Below are 15,082 nucleotides of genomic sequence, written 5' to 3'. Positions count from 1 at the left end.
TCTTACACGAATTCCCTTATTCCGTCATGGGGCTGAATTTTTTAGTGAAAACGGTCTGCATGTCTTTTATATTATAAGGTTCGCGCACCTTAAACATGACATATCCCATTCTCGTATAATTGGCATGTAACGGTCGAATCGTATCCCCTATTTTGACACTATACTTAATCTCTTCTACTTCTTGATGATAGTCTTTTATTTTGGGGAAGGATGTCACCCGCTTACCAGTATCTCCGAAAAAGTAGGAGATACTAGCATAGTATGATGCTTTATCAGGTATACTAGAATATTTTTGGCCTAAGGCAACATCTAGTATGGCATTGTAGTAGTTCCATTCGTAACTTTTTTCAATCAAGAGTGGAATATTATCCCCCGCTGATCTAGCGCCAATCTCAATAAGATAATACGTGTTGTTGCTTTTCTTTATTTCAACATGCGCCACACCGTTCTCCATACCTAATGCATTAACCCCTTTGATGGCTAATTCCTTTAATGCTTCTTGGACTTCAACAGGCTGTAAGCTAGGAACAGTGTGTCCTACTTCTACAAAATGCTGCTGATCCTTCCCTGCAACGGCTTTATCAACAACTGTGATAACCTGAGGAACAGCGTGTTGAACAATCACTTCTATACTAAACTCTTCTCCCTCAATGAATTCTTCTATGAGTAGCGTTTGATTCTTGGACACGTTCAGCGTATCTTGATACTTCTCACTGATCTGTTGGTCATCTGGCCCTGTTATTTTAATGACACCTACACTGCCACCGTTATCCGTTGGTTTAAGGACAGCAGGCTTGTTTAACTTATGTAGAAATGATGAGATGTCATCGGCACTTTTGACTTTTTCAAATCGTGGTTGTGGTAAATCGTAATGTTCAAATCGCGTTCGCATTAAATACTTGTTCCTACATAACTTGGCCGTTTCCGGAGATATACTGATTAATTGATACCTCTCACTTATCTTTGCTGTTAGCTCAACATCCAGCTCTGAAAAGGTGACAGCTGCGTCAAATGGATGCTGATGGTTGATCGTGTCAAGTAAATCATACAAGTCGTCATGTCCAGTGCTTGTATCATAAATCACATTTTGATGCACCAACTTGGCATAACTATTAAAATACGGTGCACCGACAAAAGTAATGTAATAGTCATTTTCAAGCATTGTCTTGAATGCACTCTCTGTATCATTACCAGCACCGATGACTAAAATATGTTTTGAATACACACTTCTCCCCCCTCTAAATGATCGGCTGCTTTTGAAGGTGTAATAATTGCTCGGTAATCTCTGGTCTAATCTGTACAGGTAAATCCATAAGCGTAGAGTAAATAACGGTTGGAGAGTCACCGACAATCGTTAATATCATCTCGTCCATGTTAATAACATCTTTGAAGTATGTAATGCGAGGGTGATTTTTTATTTGATCTATACTTGTCTCATCGATCGTTACTGGACATTCCATCACACATGGCACTTTTTGCCTTAGCTTAATGTCACTCGATGGATTTTCACCTAAGTCTAATAGTACATGAAAAGGAGAAGGGGCTACTAAGGCTGCGTTCAAATCACTGACACCACTGAGGCGCGCGTTTAGTTCGCTTACTATCCACGTATTTTCTTCTTCATTTACCATCAGGTCAAATTGGATTACCCCAACAAAGTGCTCAAACTGACGTTTAATATAATTACGTAATACGGTCGTGATCTGGTCAAACAGGCTGTCAATGATAGCAAAAGGGGCATACCTTATCCGGTTAAATGTTTTTACATCTCCTGTACGCCCCAAAAATGCAGGTGGGTAAAAATAAACGTCCTCTTCAGTGACGATGACTTCCAAACCGACTTCAATGCCATCAAAAAACGTTTCGATTAAAAAGGTTTGATCGTGCATAGAATCTAAAATCGCTTTAAGCTGTTCTGCCCCGTTTACGATAAATACCCCCTCACTTGATGATCCGTGTACTTTTTTAACAACACAGGGGTATTCTATTTTTTCAACGAGCTCTAATTGGCCTTTATTGTTATCAATCATAAAACCTTCATTAACTGGTAGATCATTTAATAAAAAGTGATGACGCATCATTGCTTTATTATGAGAAATAGATGAAGTCATATCACTTGCATTGACAAAAGTAGACTGAGGGTTCATATTTAATAACCAATGTCTTAATAAATTATCTCTTACACTTTGAAACTCAAAATTTGGGCTCCCTCTAGATATCACAATGCTCGGTTGTTCCTTTTTAATAATATCTTTTAAGATGTTTATCTCATTTAAAGTGTCGATCTGAACAAATTGATCAGGGAGGTGAGCATTTTTTTTTGATCCATCACTGATAACAATCGTTTCATAGCCTCTCTGTGTGGCCTCGATATGCATCTTTTCATAACCGATATTCCCTAGTACCATCAGTTTTTTCTTAATTGTGAACACCTCATATCATATCTTTACTAATTCTGCACGAGCCTCTATGTAATTTTGAGCCTGATGTCCCTTAACGATACCTGAAATAATGACGTCTCCATTGACTTCTAAACGCTCTAATTCTTCTAGTTCCTTCTTATCCTGAAGACTCAAAATGCCTTTCCCACCAACAGGGGTGATAGCTTCTGTCCCTCCAATGGTTACGGGGCTGATCGTGCATTTGACTCTATCTACTAAATCCAAGTCAAAAAGCGTACCTAAAACGGAAGAACCACCTTCGACTAAAATAGATTTAATATTTCTTTGGGTACACTCTTCTAAAATGTTTATCATGTCTAGACCAGACTCTGTTCTGTTAACTTCAATCACTTCTATCCCACATGTGGTAAGATCATTCTTTTTAGGTTTTGGACCTCTTTCACAAAAAATAATAGTGTGTCCTACCCCCTCCTTAGTTAATTTAACGATGTTACTATCTTCAGGTATATTTAAATGGCTGTCTAAAATGATTCTTGTTGGGTGATTGACCTGTTTTGTATCTTTCAATCTTGTTGTCAATTTAGGATCATCCTGTAGTACAGTACCGATACCAACCATAATACCATCACTCTGGTTTCTTAAGGCATGGACATAATGAAGGGAACCCCCATTACTGATGTACTTAGAATCTCCTGTTTTTGCGGCAATCTTACCGTCGATGGACATCCCCCATGATGCTAAAATATAGGGTCTGTTACATTGATGAAATATATATTGTGGTAGATATAAATTGGCTGCTTCAGAAATAGGAAAGTAATGTATTTGGGTATTGTTGTGTGGCGATACTGTTGAGCTTAATGTTTTCTCTTCATTATCATAAAATGGCCCTAAAATAGTCATATCGGTTTGATTGATCTCCTGTACGATCTTCCCTAACTCTGATTGCAATGGAGGGTCCAAAGTTAAAATGATATGCGAGGCCAAGTGAAAATCTTTCAAATTATACCCCTCATGGTGGCCATCTTCTAAACTATGAAAACAAAAGTGATAAACCTGATCAACTTCAAGTGCTATGCCAATGATATTTGTCCCACTTTGCATTTTACTTTTGGTTTGTTCGATGAGAGCACCTATGATTTGTAATTTATTCAAGCCACATTCTCTCCTTCTGAATTGAATAAAAGGAAAGGTAACCTATACGTGTACAGATTACCTTTACCGTTATGCTGATGGATGTTGCCATACTATGCGGTCAATATTTTGGATTGATCGAAGAGTCTTAGTTCCTCTCTAACATTGCCAGTGAGATCAATAGAATACACACCACCATCATAAGATGCAGCATAAGCTTTATTTTTATGACATTGAATACCACTGATTCCATTTTGGGCCACTTTTATAAACTTCGGTTCCTTATTCAAATACGGATTCCAGATAGAGACGTTTCCCCAGTAGTCTCCGGCATAAATGGTATTATCCTCATCGATGTCAACACTTTTCAAGGAATATCTGTGTAACGTATGTTGGTCGATTATTTTTCCAGTCGTCAGACTATACAACCTTACGAGTAAATCTCTCCCCACAACAACGATGGCATCATTGTCATTCGTTAATGCTAAGTCATCAACTATATTTAATGTCCCTACGATGTTGTAGCTTTCCGCACGACTTAAATTGATTACCCGTATAGAACCGTCTGATGAACCCGATACCATGGTGCCATCAGAGATATCCAATCCTTTAATGGCCCCTGTGTGCAATTTCCATTCGTTTTTCCACTCCTGGGCATCAGGGCTAAACTGATGGACGTACCCAGCGTATGTCCCGACATAAAAACTATGATCATCACTTGAGTATTTGATGACATTGACTGGACCTTTTGTCTCTAATGAGAATTTAATGTCATTTTTAATTGTATCGTAGAGATGAACTTGACTAGAATGGTCGCCCCATACGGCATACCTACCATCCAAAGACAATGTAACAGCGTTATTAAGGACTAAGTTGGCTTCCCCAACGTCATCCCCATTTATTCTGAATTTGCCATCGTCAGAAGCTGTGGCTATATTACCCTTCGAATCGATAGCAATATCATTAATAGACGGGGTTGCCCTTTCAGTATCGTGACCTACAAATTGTTCCTTTTCTATATCCCAAATACAGTATTTCACACCGAAGCTACCGCCAACGATACACTTTTCATCCGGTGTCCACACGACTGAACGTTCCCATTGATACTGATACGAGGGTAATGTTGATATTAATTCTAATGAGTCCGTAGACCAAATCTTAATTTGGTGGTCATAACCTGCTGTGAGAAATTGACTACCGGAGGGTGAGAATGTAAGACATTTAACACCAAACTCATGTGCTGAAAACTTGTCCAACTCTTTACCGCTATAAGAGTCGTAAAAAATAACCGTTCCATCATCCATTCCTAGTGCAAACAAACCTTTTTCATTATTGCCATCACAAGCGTCAAGGTCACAATCAAATGGTGCTAGATTCTTTATCACTTGGCCAGTATGAATATCCCAAATAAACACATTGCCATCATCGGCAGCCGAGTAGACTCTATCCCCAAAAACGTGTATATCGTTAACACTGCCATTATGGTGGCCTTTAAATTGCTGTACAATACTTTTAGTTTTTAGGTCCCAAACGAGCACACGACTATCTAAATTATTAGATCCTGATACTAGCCATTGATCATCTTTACCGAACGCAACGGTTTCAATATCATCTGAATGCCCAATCAACTTACCTATTAATTGATTTGACTTGGTATTGTGAAGAGATATGGTATGATCAGATGAACCACATGCTAATGTTTCACCATCACTTGAGAGGGCTAAACTAGTAATTAAGTGCTCATGTTCAGTTACTAATTCATATGTATCATTCTTTCTGTCCCAAGCGAATAATCTCTTATCATAACCCCCTGTGTAAACCGTACGACCATCTTTACTAACCACAACACATGTAATGGGTCCCTTATGCATCATGTCCCTCCTAAAAATTTTAATTTTAAAAATATTTGAACTTTTGTTATAATATAGTCAACGAGATGGGGTATATCCTAATATTATTAAATATAGGAATAAATAGTCAAGAAGGCAATATGACTATTTTTAAAAATGACGTTTGCAAAAAAAATACATGATGTCGTTATAGGAGGCTTTAATGTGTATATTGTCTTTATAGGATCTGGTGTCAAGGATTACCGTTATTACATCCTAGAGGAAGCTTCCAAGCTGGATTATGAAGTACTCATTATTCATAACCAGCAAATGACGTGGGAACAGGCGTATGCCCATCATTACATTGAAGTAGATGCCATAACAACAGATGCGATTTGTGATGCACTTGAGGGTTTTGCCCCGAAGCTGGCCGGAGTGACGACTTATGTTGAAGCGTTTGTACCAATCGTGTCAGAAGTGTGCCATCACTTTCACTTACCCAGTATCCCTCTCCATGCTCGATTTAACGTGCGTGACAAAAGTAAGATGAGACATTTATTTCAGGAAAACAACGTTCCCTCACCTGCATGGGCATATATTCATCATGAGTATGACCCGGGCTTTGACCATGTTACCTATCCTGCTGTAATCAAACCCGTCAGTGGATGGAGTAGTATAGGTGTTCAGAAAGTATTAAATAAGAAAGAAGCTCAACAATCTTATCTCGCCCTACGTCATAAGGGGCAGGCGTTTATGATTGAAGAGTATATAGAAGGACCAGAATTCAGTATAGATGGCGTGATACATAACAATAATATCTACTATTCTGGTATTACGAGTAAGCAACTGAGCCCTGAGCCATTTTTTGAAGAGATAGGACATGATTTTCCAGCCCAGCTAGAAGACCGTGTGAAAGCAGACATTTATCATACAACAGAGAAAGCCTTATCTTCCCTAGACATTGACCATTGTCCTTTTCATTTGGAATTTCGTCTCACACGTGAAGGGCCAGTCGTGATAGAGGTGGCAGGTCGGCTCGGTGGCGACTGTATTCCATTGATTACACATTTAGCCTCAGGTATCAACTTAGCCCGCGAATCCTTGAAAGTATGTCTAGGTTTAAAACCTGATCTGACCCCAAATAAAGATGGATATGCAAGTATGAGAATCATCACACCGTATAAAACTGGTGTATTAACTGAACCCCCAACATTAGACACAGAAAACATTCCGCAACTTCACGATCTCAAAATCAGTCCTTACTGCCAAGTTGGAAAGCGATACTTCACTCCACCAGATGGCTTCTTTTCAAGGCTAGGTTATTTTATTGTCCGCGATGACAAACAGACAAAGGATTTAGCCGACGAACTACTCGATCGTGTCGCTTTTAAAATTGAGGAAGAGGTGACTATTGATGAACGTCTTACTAATCGGAACTAATATATCATGGGTCAATAAATTAAATGAGTATGACTCTCTTAACCTATATATAGTAGAAGAAAAAGATATTTGGAATAAGAGAAATCTAGGTGATGTTCTTGATGGTAAAATAACAAAGGCCTACTATATAGAATATCAACTTAATGAAGAGGCCTACAAAGATGTGATGAAGGTCGCTAACGAGGTGAAAGCTAACATCATTATTCCTGGTGTAGAGTATGCTGTCCAATGTGCGACACTGGCCTCTAGTGAACTAGGTCTTCCTGGACTTGGCACCACAGCAGCTTACGCCTTAACAAACAAAATTAAGCTACGAAATGCCTTAAAAGAGAGTCCAATCCAACAACCTCAATATCAACAAGTTGAAACAGCTGAAGACGTTCGTGACTTCTTTCTAAACATCAATCAACCCATCATACTGAAGCCTGCTAATCGTCAAGCTAGCACAGGGGTCATCAAAATTTTTGATGAAAAAGATATAGACGCCGCATGGGAACACACACTCAGTGCTTCTGAAGGGGTTTTTGAGGCCGACCGCACCCTCGAGTGGGAATACATCGTTGAAGAAATTGTACAAGGAAGAGAAATTAGTACCGAAACTATCGTCAAAGATGGTGTGGTTGCATTTCATAATATCACCTGTAAGCATACCTCGGACGGACCTTATCCTGTAGAATTAGGTCACTATTTGCCTGCAGACGTCAATGAGAAACAAAGGCAAAAAGTAAATGACTATATCAATCATGTGATCGATGATCTTAATATTGAGAACGGTATTTTACACTCAGAGTGGATCATGGATAACGAGGATGTTTACCTGGTGGAATGTGCAGGCAGAGCACCAGGGGATTTTATCTTCGATCTCATCAAAATGAAAGAGGGTCAATGCCCTTATGAAATCACTCTCAAGTTACTAGCCGATATTGACGCCCAAAAAGTGTATGATCGATACCCTGCCGTTGCTATTCACTTTATCATCGATCAGCCTGGTGGTATTGTAGAAAAGGTGACTGGCAAAGAGGACGTTCTAGCTGACCCAGACACGGTTAATTTAAATGTTTTTGCAAAGCCTGGATGGGTCATTAGAGACTTAACAAGTTCGTGGAGCAGATTAGGATACCTCATTACCAAGGGGGCATCAGGTCAGCAAGCTTTAGAAAAAGCTGAAGAACTGTCTAAAAAGATTAAAATTGTCACCGAAAGCAAGGTTAAGTCTTAGGAGGCTAAAGATCAACCTCACCCGCACTTATCAACATGACAACAGGTGAAGAAATAACCGTGTAACAAAAGGTTGATTAGCCAGCACATTTTCATTTCTCTTAGAGAACCTTAAATACGGTGGGAGAAGAGCACCCCCTTGTGTCAGTATTTCATACGACGTAAGGGGGTTATTATATTATAGTCAATATTATTAATGAATTTAACATATATTACATTTTAAATTGTAGTCTTGAGTGGCAGCTATATAGCACCTTGAGTGCCATTTAAGATGTTCTATTCTGCATGCTGTACCTCGGTCACGTGATCGATTGTCATCGTTCGTTTCCCCCACTGGACCGGTATCTGCCACTTAACAGTACGTACATATGCATCAGCCATATTCGTGGTAAGGAGACGGGTATTATAGTTTCCTATATCGTACTGTACCGTAAACTCTTGACCCTCGGCATGGAGGTATAGGTCACTCCAAGCTTTCTCAGATGCTTGGGGGTACGTTCCATCACCGGCTTGGTATACGGCAGTCATATGATTGTGTGGAACCTCTATTACTTGCTTCTCTTTTGTTGGCTCTGATAACGTATGATCAACGAGGTTTTGTTGTTTATAGCGCCAAAGGGTTAATGGAAGGCTGTCTAAGCTGGTATTGTTTAACACTCCTCCAGAGCTTTCCCAAAGATAGGTGGATAAATATTCAGGTGAGCCACTAGACTCTTTAGAAGGGGGATCTAAGTCTAGTCTAGAAACAATAGGATATGCATCGTGGGTACGCTGCCCTAATGCAATGTTATTCGTTTGCTGACTGACTGTCCATTCATCGTAATATGCACGGTAGATCTCTTTTGTTTGTGCGTCTACTTGAACCTTCGTTTGTATACGACCCTCGCCTTCCTCATAGTTGCTATGTGTATTCACATTGAAAACGAGTTGATCATGGACCCTATCTTTACTTAATAAATTGTATACTGTACCGTTAACCCCATATGTGGTTAATGTACTATGTGTATGCCCATTTGTTTCATAGGTTTCTTCTATAGTATTATAATTTAATGTTTCACGATCCCAATAAGATAGCGTTAGTGGTGCTTGCCCCTCCGTAAGGTTTCGCGTATCAAGTTCATAAACCTGTTGCTGGAACCGCTCATCTAGTTCAGACACGCTTACCTCAAATACCACAGACTCTCTTTCCCCTTTGTCAAAGACAAATCTCATCACGTCTTCATTTGCTAATGATTTATTAACCCACAAATTCTGTTCATCAACTTCGTAGAGTATCTCAGCCTGCACTAAGGCATACTGTCTAGGACTAATCCTTTTCTCTTCAGGTAGCATGACATACTGTGCAGGTCCTTCTACAAATTTGACGTTCCCTTTTTGCTCAATATCATAATTTTGGTAATTGTCGTCTACTTTAATTGTTGCTGCAATGAAGAACTCATCTTCATCCAATGTTACTAAATTTAAGACGACTTTAGCTGATTCATTCCCCCCAGTGTCATGATTAACATGAACTGCCCTAAACTCTTGCCCTGTAGCCTGGACTTGAAATCCCATTGTAGCCATGATTGACAAAATGAGACCCAACAACACAAGTAGAGAAAATTTTCCCCTCATCCTCTCACTCTCCTTTTACTTTTTTAACAATATAAGCATAACAAAATGAGAAAGGAAATAAATGAGAGGAAGTGCCTAATCTTGACGTCACTTTTTCTCGTCACTGTAGCCATATGCCATAATGTACAGGATAATAGAACTAGTGTTCGTTCGTTTTTTGTATCAATAGACACTCATTGTCAGTATAATAAATTTTAAAACTTTTGGTATATGTATTGATTTTCTCAGACAATAAAAAAGCCGCCAAAGAATTGGCAGCTTCTTATAAACAATAGCCTTATTTGGTTTTACTTAGATAATTAAATCAAGTTGAGTGTCTAAGCGTAATTAAGGCGTCATGAACATTTGGGTCCAATAATTTCTATAACCTGTAGAACCCGATACAAAGCCCACACCAATATGAGTGAAGGATTCACTCTCGATATTTTGTCGATGGCCCGGACTATTCATCCAGCCGTTCATCACCTCTTCGGGGGAACGTTGTCCGGCAGCGATGTTCTCACCTGCTGCACGGTAGCTTAAGTTGAACTCCGTCATCATTTCAAATGGTGTCCCGTACGTTGGAGACGTATGGTCAAAATACCCATTGTCTAGCATATCCTTAGATTTTTCCCTAGCCACTAGACTGAGGTCCACATGTAAAGCGAGAGGTTGAACGGATGCGGATGCTCTTTTTTCATTCACGCTCCAGAAAACGTCAAGCTCATACGGATGAAGTTTTTCAATATCACCATCGACTGTATAGCTTTGGAATGTTTGTTGTGTTTCATCCGTCTTCACATATGCGGCGGTGGACGTTTGACTATCCCAATTGACGCGGTAGCCCAAACTTTCTCCAATTACACGTAATGGTACCATTGTGCGTCCATGTAGAACTTGTGCCGGCACGTCAATCTTTATTGCAGCAGACTCTCCCTGCGTGTCCAACTGTACATACTGATAATCCACGGGCACACTCAGTTCAGCTTGTCCTTCCATTGCAATATGAGCAACCCTATTGTCAGAATCCCACTGTACATCTGCACCCATGGCTTCAACGATCGGGCGTAGGGGGACTAACGTGCGTCCCTGAGACACAGTCGGTTGGGTATCGGGGAAAACGACAGCTTGTCCATCTACCTTCACTGAGGTTTGTTCAGCTGCGCTGACTTCAGTATCTGTGAATGGTATAAAGATACATATAAGTGCTAAACTTGCAATTAAAGTTATGACTGATAGCGCCTTGGGACGGATTCTTGGTTGACTTGTCAATGTCATGTCGGTCTCCTTCCTTTCAGTAGCATGTATTTTATTCTCAATTCTAGTATAGCTTTCGTCTAGCCATATGTATATGTGCCCGTTTGCAATATATGGTTAATTTTACTAACACGGGAGCTCATGCTTTTCACGAACTTATGGTATTCATTTTGGCCATTCTATCAAACCCACGGTCGTATCAAATAGAGCTATCAAGTCATACGGTCTCAGCTTTCTATTATAAGAGCTCGAAAGCTCGAAAAAATGAAAAAGACTACTAACACATAGCGTCTTAGCAGTCTTCTTTCCCATCTATTAAATGCTTTGCGAGCTGTATTTGTTTTTCAACCTCCGTTGGCGCTGTGCCCCCTTCACTGTTCCGTACCGCTACAACCTGCTCCGGCTGTATGGCATCGTAAACCTGCTCATCAAAGAAATCATGAAAGGTATTGTACTCCTCTAAGGTAAGCTGGGAGAGCATCTTCTTGTGTTGGATGGCGTACAGCACAACCTGACCTGTCACCTCGTGCGCTTCTCGAAAAGGCAACCCTTTTGCTGCAAGGTAATCTGCGAGGTCAGTAGCGTTGGAATAATCTTGTTCTACCGCTTGCTTCATCTGATCCTTGTTCACGCTCATGGAGTCGATTAAAGGGGCCAGTAAGGCAAGAGCGCCATCTAACGTTTGGACGGCGTCGAACATCCCCTCTTTATCCTCTTGCATATCCTTGTTATACGCTAATGGCAGCCCTTTGAGTACAGTGAGAAGCCCTACAAGATTACCGTTCACTCTCCCCGTCTTGGCTCTTAACAGCTCAGGAACATCCGGATTCTTCTTCTGTGGCATGATACTAGAACCGGTACAGAAAGCATCATCAAGCTCGACGAACTGAAATTCTTGACTAGACCAGATGACGAGTTCTTCGGATAATCGAGACATGTGAGTCATAATGGTCGAAGCGTCAAACAGAAACTCCAGAATAAAGTCCCGGTCACTGACGGCGTCTAAGCTGTTAGGGTAGACATTCTCGAAACCTAGTAGTTCTGCGGTTCGCTGTCTATTAATGGGGAAAGTGGTCCCCGCTAGTGCTCCAGCCCCAAGTGGAGAGAAATCCACACGTTTGAGGCTATCTTGGAGACGACTTTTATCTCGTTCAAACATCCAGAAGTAAGCGAGTAAATGATGTGCAAAAGAGATTGGCTGTGCGCGTTGGAGGTGCGTGTACCCTGGTATGATCGTATGCACATGCGCTTCTGCTTGATTGATAATGGCCCGTTGAACATCAATGAGTTGTGAAATAAATTGATTAATCTTCTTCTTCAAATACAGATGCATATCGGTAGCCACTTGATCATTCCGACTGCGCCCTGTATGCAGCTTTCCACCAACAGTCCCGATTTCTTCTATGAGCAGTCTTTCAATATTCATGTGAATATCTTCATCTTCTACAGAAAAACGGAGCTCCCCATTAAGATATTTTTCCTTAATCTTTTGTAGACCTTCTTTGATCGTGTCCGCTTCGTGTGCCTCTATGATGTTTTGTTCGGCAAGCATCGTAACGTGGGCGATACTTCCTTCGATATCCTCTAGCGCTAAGGCCTGATCGAAGGAAATGGACGCGGTATATTCATCTACTAAGTGGTTCGTCTCTTTGGTAAAACGACCGCCCCATAACTTAGACATGTTCCTTAACTCCTGGCTCCGGTACGCTCGGTTGAAGGTTAATATGTTTCAGACCTTTCTGTTCCTTACCATTGCTCTTTTGAACTTCACTATAAACCTTTGTCGAGAGTCCCCATAGTTGGATGAATCCGACTGCAGCATTATGGTCAAAAGCGTCGCCTGTTGAGTACGTGGCAAGTTCCTCATTATATAAGCTATGTGGGGATTGACGTCCAACCACTTGCATATTACCTTTATATAATTTGACACGTAGCGTGCCGGTCACATTTTGTTGCGTCTGATCAACAAACGCTTCAAGTGCTTCTCTTAAAGGAGAGTACCACTGGCCATCATAAATGATCTGAGTAAACTGTTGTTCTACCTGCTTCTTAAACTTGAGCACATCTCTGGTCAGAGTGAGGAATTCCAATTCTTGATGGGCATCGATTAAGATTAAAGCGGCTGGGTTTTCATATACTTCTCTGGATTTAATCCCAACGAGTCTATTTTCAACGTGATCGATACGCCCCACGCCATGCTTGCCTCCAATGTCATTGAGTAACTCGATCAGATCTACAAGTCCCATTTTTTGATTGTTTAAGGAGACTGGAACCCCCTCTTCAAACCCGATTTCAATATACTCAGGTGTGTCTGGCGCTTCTTCTGGGGATTGTGTCCAATCAAAGGCACCCTCTGGCGCTTCGGTCCATGGATTCTCTAATACCCCAGCTTCACAAGCACGCCCCCAAATATTGGCGTCAATGGAATAAGGGTTTTCTAGATCTACCGGTACAGGTATGCCTTTCTCCTTGGCGTATTCGATTTCTTCATCTCTCGTCATGCCCCATTCACGCACTGGCGCAATGACTTTTAATTCCGGATTCAAGGCTTGCACTGAGACCTCAAAACGGACCTGGTCATTCCCTTTTCCCGTACAGCCATGAGCCACGGCTTCAGCACCTTCCTCCTCAGCCACTTGGGTTAATAACTGTGAGATTAGGGGGCGAGATAGGGCTGAAGACACGGGATACTTGCCTTCATATAATGTATTCGCCTTTAGTGCTGGCAGGATAAAATGCTGGGCAAAAATCTCCTTTGCGTCCAGAATATACGCTTTGGAAGCTCCTACTTGGAGGGCTTTGTCTTTGATCCCCTCTAAATCCTTCCCTTCACCAACGTCAAGGCCTAAGGCAATGACGTCATAACCGTATTTATCTTCTAACCATTTTATACAAACGGAAGTGTCTAAACCTCCAGAATAAGCGAGAACCACCTTCGGCTTTGCATTTGCTGTCATACCATCTCTCTCCTCTCCAAATAAATACTAAATCGTTCATACGTCCTAGGTCTAGGTCGATGCGCACTATTTACGCCCAATCTATACGCTTAATACCCATTGTTCATTTGAATTTATAAACATTATACATCATTTTGGATGAGAATGGTATAAATAATTATAAAATCGTATTTTTATACATTATAGTCATCAATAATTTTTAAAGTGTGATAAAGCGATAGCATTAAATAGATATCAGCGTTAGATAAGCATTAGCGTGACATCACTGCATATAATAGTGCTTTTTGGGCGTGTAGACGATTTTCCGCTTCATCAAAGACAACTGAATGTCCACCGTCAATAATGTCTGCTGTGACTTCTTCTCCCCGATGGGCCGGTAAACAGTGTAGAAAGATATAGTCGGTCGCCGCGTGGCTACATAGGTCTGTATTTACTTGGTAAGGCTCTAGCCGTTTCATTCTCGCCTCTTGCTCATCCTCTTGCCCCATACTGGTCCACACGTCCGTAATTACCACATCGACCCCTTTTGTTGCAGCATGTGGATCTGTTGTTAGATGCAGCTGCGCTCCCGATTGAGTTGCCATCTCTTTAGCCTTCTCGTAGATATCCGCTTGGGGCAAGTCATCGTCAGGACTCGCAACCGTCATGTCCATGCCCATCATCGTTGCACCCAAGAGTAACGTATGGGCCATGTTATTTTTACCATCACCGATGTACGCGATACGAAGCCCTTGAAGTTTTCCTTTGTGCTCCTTAATGGTGAGTAGATCCGCGAGAACCTGAGTCGGATGATAGAGATCACATAAGCCATTGATCACGGGGATATTCGCATATTGATCAAATCGTGTGAGGGTTTCGTGAGCGTGTGTGCGAATCATCACCGCATCGACATAGCGTGAAAGAACTTGTGCCGTATCTTCTATACTCTCGCCTCGCCCTAGCTGAATATCGTTCGTATTGAGATAGATCGCTTGACCGCCTAACTGAAACATGCCTACTTCAAATGAGACACGCGTTCTAGTTGAGGGTTTTTCGAAAATCATGCCCAGGGTTTGACCTCCCAATGCATTTTCATAACGACTGTAAAAAGGACTCTCTTTTCCTTTTTTCATCTCAATCGCATGGTTGAGCACATACTCAACCTCTTCAGGTGCCCAATCGGCTAGATTGAGCATACTTTTTCCTTTTAATTGAAAACACGGTTCAGGTGTGACTTCACTCGGTTTGATAGACATACGCGCACCTTCCTTAGTCG

The 15,082-nt window shown here is 41.1% G+C and carries 11 protein-coding genes; 2 read left to right on the top strand and 9 right to left on the bottom strand.

Annotation, left to right across the window (positions count from 1 at the left end; all coding sequences use genetic code 11):
• Positions 1–16 precede the first annotated feature (16 nt).
• From JKM87_RS16690 to JKM87_RS16675, 4 genes are all read right to left on the bottom strand, one after another.
• The gene (locus tag JKM87_RS16690; protein ID WP_202081509.1) at positions 17–1,225 is read right to left on the bottom strand and encodes an ATP-grasp domain-containing protein; all 1,209 of its coding nucleotides are present in this window, start codon (positions 1,223–1,225) and stop codon (positions 17–19) included.
• A gap of 13 nt (positions 1,226–1,238) precedes the next feature.
• On the bottom strand, positions 1,239–2,432 hold the full coding sequence (locus JKM87_RS16685) for an ATP-grasp domain-containing protein (protein WP_202081508.1): 1,194 nt from the start codon (positions 2,430–2,432) through the stop codon (positions 1,239–1,241).
• 6 nt (positions 2,433–2,438) lie between these two features.
• Positions 2,439–3,554, bottom strand: coding sequence for a RibD family protein (locus JKM87_RS16680; RefSeq protein WP_202081507.1), 1,116 nt, complete (start codon positions 3,552–3,554; stop codon positions 2,439–2,441).
• A gap of 92 nt (positions 3,555–3,646) precedes the next feature.
• Entirely contained in the window at positions 3,647–5,404 is a 1,758-nt protein-coding gene (locus JKM87_RS16675) for a WD40 repeat domain-containing protein (protein WP_202081506.1), read from the bottom strand.
• Between the two features lie 183 nt (positions 5,405–5,587).
• Between JKM87_RS16675 and JKM87_RS16670 the strand changes: the two genes are divergently transcribed.
• On the top strand, positions 5,588–6,802 hold the full coding sequence (locus tag JKM87_RS16670; protein WP_202081505.1) for an ATP-grasp domain-containing protein: 1,215 nt from the start codon (positions 5,588–5,590) through the stop codon (positions 6,800–6,802).
• A complete protein-coding gene (locus JKM87_RS16665; protein WP_202081504.1) occupies positions 6,777–8,021 on the top strand; it encodes an ATP-grasp domain-containing protein in 1,245 nt (414 codons plus the stop codon). Before JKM87_RS16670 ends, JKM87_RS16665 begins: the two co-directional genes overlap by 26 nt.
• A gap of 275 nt (positions 8,022–8,296) precedes the next feature.
• Here JKM87_RS16665 and JKM87_RS16660 read toward each other — a convergent pair whose 3' ends face one another.
• The 5 genes from JKM87_RS16660 to argF form a co-directional block, all read right to left on the bottom strand.
• A complete protein-coding gene (locus JKM87_RS16660) occupies positions 8,297–9,634 on the bottom strand; it encodes a hypothetical protein (protein WP_202081503.1) in 1,338 nt (445 codons plus the stop codon).
• Positions 9,635–9,961: 327 nt separating this feature from the next.
• Positions 9,962–10,891 carry a stalk domain-containing protein gene (locus JKM87_RS17945; RefSeq protein ID WP_236838910.1) on the bottom strand — a complete coding sequence of 310 codons (930 nt, stop codon included), beginning with the start codon at positions 10,889–10,891 and terminating at the stop codon, positions 9,962–9,964.
• A 271-nt stretch (positions 10,892–11,162) separates the two neighbouring features.
• Positions 11,163–12,551: an argininosuccinate lyase gene (gene argH, locus JKM87_RS16650; protein ID WP_202081502.1), complete on the bottom strand. Its 1,389-nt coding sequence runs from the start codon at positions 12,549–12,551 to the stop codon at positions 11,163–11,165.
• Positions 12,544–13,827 carry an argininosuccinate synthase gene (locus tag JKM87_RS16645; protein WP_202081501.1) on the bottom strand — a complete coding sequence of 428 codons (1,284 nt, stop codon included), beginning with the start codon at positions 13,825–13,827 and terminating at the stop codon, positions 12,544–12,546. Before JKM87_RS16645 ends, argH begins: the two co-directional genes overlap by 8 nt.
• 251 nt (positions 13,828–14,078) lie before the next feature.
• Positions 14,079–15,062, bottom strand: a complete 984-nt coding sequence (gene argF / locus JKM87_RS16640; RefSeq protein WP_202081500.1) for an ornithine carbamoyltransferase — start codon at positions 15,060–15,062, stop codon at positions 14,079–14,081.
• Between the last annotated feature and the right edge of the window lie 20 nt (positions 15,063–15,082).

This window comes from Caldalkalibacillus salinus, from assembly GCF_016745835.1.
In the GTDB taxonomy this organism is placed as follows: domain Bacteria; phylum Bacillota; class Bacilli; order Caldalkalibacillales; family JCM-10596; genus Caldalkalibacillus_A; species Caldalkalibacillus_A salinus.
Note: the sequence above shows the minus strand (reverse complement) of the source record. Positions and strands in the feature narration are given on the sequence as shown.

Coding starts and splice junctions, on each gene's coding strand:
- JKM87_RS16675 (WP_202081506.1), bottom strand. CDS start 5,404: ATGCATAAGGGACCCATTACATGTGTTGTGGTTAGTAAAGATGGTCGT.
- JKM87_RS16665 (WP_202081504.1), top strand. CDS start 6,777: ATGAACGTCTTACTAATCGGAACTAATATATCATGGGTCAATAAATTA.
- JKM87_RS16660 (WP_202081503.1), bottom strand. CDS start 9,634: ATGAGGGGAAAATTTTCTCTACTTGTGTTGTTGGGTCTCATTTTGTCA.
- JKM87_RS17945 (WP_236838910.1), bottom strand. CDS start 10,891: ATGACATTGACAAGTCAACCAAGAATCCGTCCCAAGGCGCTATCAGTC.
- argH (WP_202081502.1), bottom strand. CDS start 12,551: ATGTCTAAGTTATGGGGCGGTCGTTTTACCAAAGAGACGAACCACTTA.
- JKM87_RS16645 (WP_202081501.1), bottom strand. CDS start 13,827: ATGACAGCAAATGCAAAGCCGAAGGTGGTTCTCGCTTATTCTGGAGGT.
- argF (WP_202081500.1), bottom strand. CDS start 15,062: ATGTCTATCAAACCGAGTGAAGTCACACCTGAACCGTGTTTTCAATTA.